The sequence below is a fragment of the Streptomyces tateyamensis genome, assembly GCF_003205575.1.
In the GTDB taxonomy this organism is placed as follows: Bacteria; Actinomycetota; Actinomycetes; order Streptomycetales; family Streptomycetaceae; genus Kitasatospora; species Kitasatospora tateyamensis.
This window is the reverse complement of sequence record NZ_PYBW01000213.1, coordinates 1-6381: the sequence shown is the minus strand read 5'-3', so window position 1 is coordinate 6381 and position 6381 is coordinate 1. Positions and strand designations below refer to the sequence as shown.

7 protein-coding genes are annotated in these 6381 nt (G+C 67.4%); 5 read left to right on the top strand and 2 right to left on the bottom strand.

Annotated features, from left to right (window positions below; all coding sequences use genetic code 11):
- Positions 1-130 precede the first annotated feature (130 nt).
- A complete protein-coding gene (gene istA / locus C7C46_RS32695) occupies positions 131-1297 on the bottom strand; it encodes an IS21 family transposase (protein WP_245985299.1) in 1167 nt (388 codons plus the stop codon).
- A gap of 102 nt (positions 1298-1399) precedes the next feature.
- On the bottom strand, positions 1400-1570 hold the full coding sequence (locus tag C7C46_RS35545; protein WP_181442662.1) for a hypothetical protein: 171 nt from the start codon (positions 1568-1570) through the stop codon (positions 1400-1402).
- Between the two features lie 404 nt (positions 1571-1974).
- On the opposite strand from C7C46_RS35545, the gene C7C46_RS32685 reads away from it, so the two are divergent.
- The 5 genes from C7C46_RS32685 to C7C46_RS34550 all read left to right on the top strand — a co-directional run bounded on the left by C7C46_RS32685 (position 1975) and on the right by C7C46_RS34550 (position 6174).
- Positions 1975-2625 (top strand): TetR/AcrR family transcriptional regulator, encoded by a 651-nt coding sequence (locus C7C46_RS32685; protein WP_110673541.1) that lies wholly within the window; start codon positions 1975-1977, stop codon positions 2623-2625.
- Positions 2622-3617 carry an SDR family oxidoreductase gene (locus C7C46_RS32680; protein WP_110673540.1) on the top strand — a complete coding sequence of 332 codons (996 nt, stop codon included), beginning with the start codon at positions 2622-2624 and terminating at the stop codon, positions 3615-3617. Before C7C46_RS32685 ends, C7C46_RS32680 begins: the two co-directional genes overlap by 4 nt.
- Positions 3614-4120 carry a hypothetical protein gene (locus tag C7C46_RS32675; protein WP_110673539.1) on the top strand — a complete coding sequence of 169 codons (507 nt, stop codon included), beginning with the start codon at positions 3614-3616 and terminating at the stop codon, positions 4118-4120. The genes C7C46_RS32680 and C7C46_RS32675 overlap by 4 nt, the downstream gene beginning before the upstream one ends.
- 647 nt (positions 4121-4767) lie before the next feature.
- Positions 4768-5541 (top strand): hypothetical protein, encoded by a 774-nt coding sequence (locus C7C46_RS32670; protein ID WP_146259314.1) that lies wholly within the window; start codon positions 4768-4770, stop codon positions 5539-5541.
- Positions 5542-5919: 378 nt separating this feature from the next.
- Positions 5920-6174 (top strand): hypothetical protein, encoded by a 255-nt coding sequence (locus tag C7C46_RS34550; protein ID WP_146259313.1) that lies wholly within the window; start codon positions 5920-5922, stop codon positions 6172-6174.
- The last annotated feature ends 207 nt before the right edge of the window (positions 6175-6381 follow it).

Sequence of the window (6381 nt, the reverse complement as noted above, 5' to 3'; positions counted from 1 at the left end):
TTCCGATCCGCCGCCTGGCCACCGCCCACGCGGAAACCACCGACGCGGTCTTCCGGAAGCTGCTGCGCAAGCCCGGATTCACCTGGACCGAGCACGGCGAGGCCCTGCTACGCCGACGCAAGCCCTGGTACTACGAGAGCGAGCCCCGCCCCGGCGTATCCGTGACTCGGGCGGCCTGCTTATGGATGACCTCGCCGCGCAGGAGGTCGGCCGCGGCGGCGTGATCGGGGTCGGTCAGGCTCTGGTGTCTGGCCCAGCAGCGGGTGTGGCGGGCCACGATCTCTTCGCCGGCGATGGCGGTGACCTCCTCGTTGTCCGCCCAGACGGTGATGGTGCGTCCGATCGCGCGGGGGTGGACCGAGTAGTCGTTGGTGTCGACGCGGATGTAGTGGTCGCGGCCGATGCGGGTGTGGAATCGCCACCAGTGAGGCGGTGTGACCGGCGGGACGGTGAGCATCGCGGCGCGGTCGGCCTCCCAGCGGTCGATGGGGTGGGCGTCAATTGAGCGGTGCCGGCGGCGGTTTGCGATCTGCAGCCAGGCAGCGAGTTGGTTGTTGAAGTCGTCGGGGCCGGTGAAGACGCGGCCGGGCAGGAAGCTGGTCTCCAGGTAGCCGTTCGCGCGCTCGACCAGGCCCTTCGCCTCGGGGTCGCGGGGGCGGCAGAGGTGGATCTTGACCGCGAGCAGGCCGGCGAACGCGGCGAACTCGCTGGCCAGCTTGCCCTTGCCGACGCCGGGCTCGTTGTCCCAGACCAGCGTCTTCGGGACGGCGCCCCAACCGTGGGCCAGCAGGCGCCAGTGCCCGTCGATCAGGTCACCGGTCTGCCGGGAGGGCAGCATCCGGGCGGTGATCACCCGCGAATACCCGGAGACGATCACCAGGACCGGTGGGCGGCCGGACTGGCCATAGCCGAGCGGGATGTCCACGGCGGGGAACCACAGATCGCACTGCGCGAGCTCACCGGGCTGATAGACCGTGCGCGAGACCGGGTCCACTGGCAGGTAGGCGGGTCGCAGTTCCCGGACCCGTTCGCGCAGGATCGTCAGTCCGCGCTCCCAGCCGATCCGCTCCGCGATCACCGTGACCGGCATCGTCGGGGTCTGTTTCAAAAGCTCACGGATCGCGGGTTCGACCGCGTCCACTGCCGAGCCCTTCAGCGGGCGCTGGTACTTCGGCGGCCGATCCGAGGCCAGCGCCCGCGACACCGTTCCTCTGGAGATCCCCAGCTGCCGGGCCACGGCCCGGGCCGACAACCCCTCGGCCCGGTGCAGCCGGCGAATCTCAGCCCAGTCCTCCACGTGGATCACCCTCTCTTCCTCCTGACCTCAGAGCATTGAAGTCAGGATGATCAAGAGATCGCAGGTCGGCCCGCTTTTGGTCCGCCGTTCGTGGTCCTCGTTTCACCCGTTGCCGACACCCTGACTGCCGCGTTCTCGCAGCAGCATGTGATGGGCGAACAAGTATTGACCGAGCCCGAGCCCGAACACGTGGCCATGGCCATCGGCCAGGGACTTCTGGTGCAGGCGCCATACAGCGGAGCGTTCGTCTCCGTGGCCGACCTGGTCGGTCACGGCACCATCCTAGACGTGCGGCGGGTGGCGACTGTCTGCTCTCGGTGAGCTTGGCGAACGCGGCGGCACTGAGCTGCAGCTCGTCAAAGATCAAGATCAAGCTGACAGCGCGCGTCCCGTTTGCGCGTCAGACCTGGAGAGACTGTTTCTTGATCGTCGTAGCAGCTGCTCGGCGAGTTCCTGGACCGGGCCTTCGTCGTCGGGACGACCCGGTCCCGGTGGTGCCCGTCCATGGTCGAACCGCCCGTGAGCTGTGGCCGGCGCTCCCGGGATCTCGCCCACAGCGGATTGAGTCGATCACCGTGTGCTCAACCTCCTTGATAGGAACCTACATTGACGCCTACTCAGGGCGGGCGTACGTTTGAGCGGAGGCGTTAAGCAGTCGCTCAAGTCGGGAGCCTGGGATGGCCAGATCAGGGACGCCGAGCACGCCCGGCCCGCGCGCGTCGAAGGCGTCGGCCGAAACGCAGCGAGCGCTGATCGATGCGGCGATCGTGACACTGAAGGCCGACGGATTCGCCGGGGCCAGCGCCCGGACGATCGCGCGTCGTGCCGACTGCAACCAGGGTCTCGTCTTCTACCACTTCGGCTCGGTCGCCAACCTGCTCCTCGCGGCCCTCGACACGGTCAGCGCCGAGCGACTGGCACGCTACAGCGACGCGGTCGCCCAGGCCAGGTCGCTCCCGGACCTGCTGCGGCTCGCGGAGGCGGTCTTCGAGGAGGACCTCGACGCGGGATACGTCACCGTCCTGGTCGAACTGATCTCGGGTGCCCGCTCGATTCCCGGCTTCGGCGCTGAGATCGCCACCCGGCTCGAACCGTGGACGGCGTTCGCCAAGGAGGCCGTCGAGAAGGTGGCTAACCCCGCCCTGCTCGCCCTGACCGCGCCATCAGACGAGGTGGCCTACGCAGTCGTCGCCCTGTACCTCGGGCTGGAGATGCTCACCCATCTGGACGGGGACCACACGAACGCGCTGGCACTGTTCCGCCGCGCGCGCCGACTGGCCGCGCTGCTCGGCATGCTCCCACCACCGGCGAGCGGAGAACCGACATGACGAACGACCCGGCCTCCAACCCGGCGGCCGCCGGACATCATCCCGAGCCCGCCGACGACACCGGAACCGATGTGGTGACCGGCGCCTTCGGCTACTCGGGAGCGGCCATCGCCTCGGCGCTAATCGCCGAGGGCCGAGAGGTCCGTACCCTCACCGGACATCCCGGTCGGGCCCCCGCGGGATCACAGATCACCGTCCACCCCCTCGCGTTCGACGACTTCCCCGCGCTGGTGACGGCCATGGCGGGCGCGACCACGCTGTACAACACCTACTGGATCCGCTTCGCCCACGGCGGCCGCGACCACGGGCAGGCGGTGTCCCACTCGCGGGTCCTGTTCCGGGCAGCGCGCGAGGCCGGCATCCGGCGCATCGTCCATCTGAGCATCACCAACCCCTCCCTCGACTTGCCGTTCCCCTACTTCCGCGGCAAGGCCCAGGTCGAGCAGGACCTCGCCGCGACCGGAGTACCGCACGCGATCCTGCGGCCCGCGATCCTGTTCGGCGGCAACGATGTCCTGGTCAACAACATCGCCTGGCTGCTTCGCCGGTCCCCGCTCTTCGCCGTGGGAGACCGTGGCGACTACCGGATCCGAGGCATCCATGTCGACGACCTCGCCCGCCTGTGTGTGGCACACGGCCGCGGGCGCGAGACCACGGTCGTCGACGCGGTCGGCCCCGAGCGGCCGACCTTCCGCGAGTTGGTCGAAGCCGTCCGCGGCGCGGTCGGCAGCCGCTCCCGCATCGTCAGGGTCCCCGGCGCGGCGGTCCCGGTCCTCACCCGGGCGCTGGGACTCGCCGTCCGCGATGTCCTGCTGACCCGCGATGAGTACCGCGCGATGGCGGCCGGGCTCGCCGACTCCGACGCACCAACCACCGGCCCGACGGCGATCAGCACCTGGCTCGCCGACCACGGGTCGGTACTGGGCCGACGCTACGCCCATGAGCTGGGCCGTCACTTCTCGCCAAACGACAGAACGGAACGAGCCTCATGACCGCACAGATTGATCCGAAGCCGACCCTCCCAACCCCAAGGGTCGACAGGACCGCATGGGTCCTGGTCGGCGCGGCACTCGCGTGGGGGCTGATCCTCCTGGTCCTGGCCGCCGTCCTGCCGATCGTAACCGTGCAGGGCTCAGTGGTCGCACCGGCGACCCCTTCGAGCAGCACCGGCAACACAGGCGCACTCGTGGGGCTGCCGCGCGTCACCCTGGTCCAGCACGACGGCTACGGCGTGCTGCTGCTCGTGGCACTGCCCACCGTGCTGTCGCTGCTTGTGGGTCTGCTGCTGTGGCTGTGGGGTACCGGGCGGTTCACCGCAGCGGGTGCGGCGGCTTGGATTGTGGCAGGAGCCGTCCTGGCCGGCGGGATCGTCGGCTTCGTGACCTTCCTGATCGGGATCGCCGTGGTGCCCACCGGAGTTCTCCTCCTCTGCGCTTGCGTTCGCGCGGCGCCACTGTCTGGATCGCGGCCGTCTGCTGGTCACCCTTCCCGGTGACCTGACACAGTGCCCCTGCTGAATTCGCCGGGGACGACTTCGCCCAGCCTGTCACGCCACCGTCGATAGGCAAGATCATCGTCACTCTGGGCATCAAGTCCGCCCCACTAGCCCCTCCACAAACCCACCCTCGAGGTGACGGATGCGCCGAATCCGCCCCTGCCACGCATTCGGCCCACACCAATCGCGGCGGGTCGGCCACCCAGCACACATGGCACAGCGGCTTGAGCAATAGGAGACGGTGCGCCACCGATGCCCACGCAATCGCTCTCGAACCTCATCACGCAGAGCTATCAGCCCCGGAGATTCCCCAAGCTAATTGGGTGCCCCGGTTCCACTTATAGCTCTTGCACATACCATCGAGACTCGACATGCTGGCACCGCTGGTACTCGACTCCGGGGGGAGTCCTCGGGGAGGGATAGTCCGCAGGAGCATCAGCTCCTGCGGACGATCATGTGGAGGGGCTATGAGGGCAACAACGAAGACTCTCGCTTCAGTAGCGGCAGTCTTATTCTTCGCGACGTCGTTTGCGTCGTCCGGAGTCTCATTCGCTGCCGACGGCGTGAGCACGCCGACGAACGGTTCTGCAGCGGCACTCGGAGTCACTGCCGACTCCAACGGCTGGCTCCACTACACCCACACTCTCGTGGATTCGCTGAACTTGCAGAACCGGCTGACCGCCACGCTTTCCGGAAAGCCCGGCCCCAATGGCGGGTGCATATTCTCCTCCTCTGAGCAGACCGTCACTGCCGGCTCGGCCGCCGGATACTCGGAGGAAATCGCGTTCAATCCCAAGACCTGCCAGGAAACCGTGGTGTCCGGCACCCTCTCGGCTGCGGACGAGGCCAAACTGAACGCCTCTTCGGCCCAGTCGTCACTGAGCCCAACAGCGGGATCACGGACCAACGCCACGGCTGCCCCCACTCGGAAGGGCGCTGTCGCCAACCCGGCCGACTACTGGAGCGAGACCGCCTTCGAGAAGAACAGCTATGTCGACCCGCTCGACATCACCATCGTGTCGCTGGCACCGAACATCAGCTGGACCGCGAACGGCAGCACCATCACCAGTTACAGCAACGCGTACGCGGTGCCGTACGCGTTCCAGTACGACGGCTGGTCCAGTTCGGGAGTCTCCTTCTCCTGGAACGGCTGCGTCAATTGTGAGAACCTGCAGTTGAACTCCTCGGACACCTGGCGGAACACCGATTTCGAGGCTGTGATCGTCGCCACCATGGGTGCCGCGGGCTATGCCGCCTGCGGATTCAATTCGGACCCGGCCGTCTTCCAACTGTCCCCGTTCATCCGGGCGGGCAACAACGGCTCCTTCGCCTGGGGGTACAACTCCCCGAGCGGAGCCGCCGGCGGCTGCAGCAACCTTGTCCACTTCCGTGAGAACCACGGCTTCGGCAACGGGTCGTGAGGATGCGGCGTCCGTGAGCGCAGCGAGCCAAAGCGCTGCGATTCACGGACGCCGCACCCGGCTGCCCTCGCCGAACCACAGACCGCATTACTCCACCTTGGGGGCCCGACGACTATGCGACCGACCAGAAACCCATCCGGAGTCCATCACCGCCGCACCTCGATAAAATCATCGAGCTGGTGGTACATGATGCTCTGTCCGGTCCTGACGGCCGCTGCCGCTGGCATTGTCAGTGGCTGTCAGAGATCCACTCCCCAATCCGAGACGGCGTCGACGCCCGGGGCGGTCGCGGTCGCCTACACGAACGACATCTTCTCCCCGAAGCCGGACACCGGGGTCGGTATGGTGCTGCCGAGCAGTCAGAGTGACTTCAGGGTCATGACCGCCCTGATGGCCCAGCACTCGCTGTCCGCTCACGACCTGGCGGCCGGGTCGGTGGAGGTAACCGGAGACAAGGCGGTCGTGATCCTGACCGGGTCGATCTGCTCGGCCGATGCGACGGCCCCGGGGACGGCAGGCCCACGGTGTCTGACGAACACGGATCAGAATTCGACGAATCCCGGATTCAAGGTAACACTTGAGCAGTTATCCGACGGAAAGTGGTACGTCTACTTTCCGGCCAAGAGCTCCTGACCCCTTTCATCCGGTCGGCCTCGATCCTTCAGCGGCTTGTGGTCGGTGATCGGATCGGCAGTTCGCCCGTAATGTCCCGATGCCGTTCGGGGCGGGCCGTCGCATGACGCTGCGGGTGGGCCGGATTCCACGGGTCCGGGGCTGCTCTCCTTCCAGGTCGTCGGATCGGTGATCGGCAGTCAGGGGATGGCCGGGAGCTGGGTGAGC

Bases quoted from the DNA above. Each gene is read 5' to 3' on its own strand.
- C7C46_RS34550 (WP_146259313.1), top strand. From the start codon at position 5,920: ATGACCGCCCTGATGGCCCAGCACTCGCTGTCCGCTCACGACCTGGCG.
- C7C46_RS32685 (WP_110673541.1), top strand. From the start codon at position 1,975: ATGGCCAGATCAGGGACGCCGAGCACGCCCGGCCCGCGCGCGTCGAAG.
- C7C46_RS32680 (WP_110673540.1), top strand. From the start codon at position 2,622: ATGACGAACGACCCGGCCTCCAACCCGGCGGCCGCCGGACATCATCCC.
- C7C46_RS32675 (WP_110673539.1), top strand. From the start codon at position 3,614: ATGACCGCACAGATTGATCCGAAGCCGACCCTCCCAACCCCAAGGGTC.